Below are 783 nucleotides of genomic sequence, written 5' to 3'. Positions count from 1 at the left end.
CTTATCGCAGTGACGTCTCCGATGCCCGCTGGACGTTGATCGAGCCCGTGTTCGTCGCATGGCGGGCCGCTCGCACCGGTCCAGGCACCGCGGCACGGGTGCATGATCTGCGAGAGATCGTGAACGCCATCCTCTACGTCAACCGCACGGGCATCCCGTGGGAGTACCTGCCGCACGACTTCCCGCCGTACAAGACCGTCTACGACTACTACGCGAAGTGGGAGGTGGACGGCACTACTCAGCGGGTTCATGATCTGCTGCGCGACAAGGCCCGTCGGGCTCAGGGCCGGCCTGCGGCCCCGTCGGCCGCGGTGATTGATGCGCAGAGCGTGAAAACATCCGCGAACGTGGCTGAGGCCAGTCAGGGCATCGACGCCGGCAAGAAAATCAAAGGGCGTAAGCGTCACGTGGCCACGGACACGCTCGGCCTGGTCCTGGCCGTCATCGTCACGGCCGCCTCGGTGCACGACTCCACCGGCGGGAAACGCCTACTCGACGAGCTCGCCGCCTCGCATCCCAGCGTGACGAAGGTCTGGGCCGACGGCGGATACCAGAACAGCGTCTTCCAGCACGGAGCCGCGAGGGGAATCGACGTCGAGGTCGTGAAACGGTCCACCGCCAAGGGGTTCCAACCCCAGGCGAAACGCTGGGTGATCGAGCGAACGTTCGGCTGGCTCATGCAGCACCGGCGCCTCGTCCGGGACTACGAAGCACTGCCCCAGCGATCCCGCGCGATGGTCCACTGGGCGATGGCTAACAAAATCAGCCGCGAGCTCACCGGAG

Annotated in this window: 1 protein-coding gene; it reads left to right on the top strand. The window is 65.9% G+C overall.

Translation table 11 applies throughout. The annotated features are described in order from the left end of the window. The coding region (locus tag IEY89_RS40165) for an IS5 family transposase (RefSeq protein WP_229695747.1) at positions 1–783 on the top strand (783 nt) is incomplete at both ends.

It is taken from the genome of Streptomyces lacrimifluminis, assembly GCF_014646095.1.
Lineage (GTDB): Bacteria > Actinomycetota > Actinomycetes > Streptomycetales > Streptomycetaceae > Streptomyces > Streptomyces lacrimifluminis.
The sequence above is the reverse complement of the archived record's forward strand: the minus strand, read 5'-3'. Positions and strand labels throughout refer to the sequence as shown.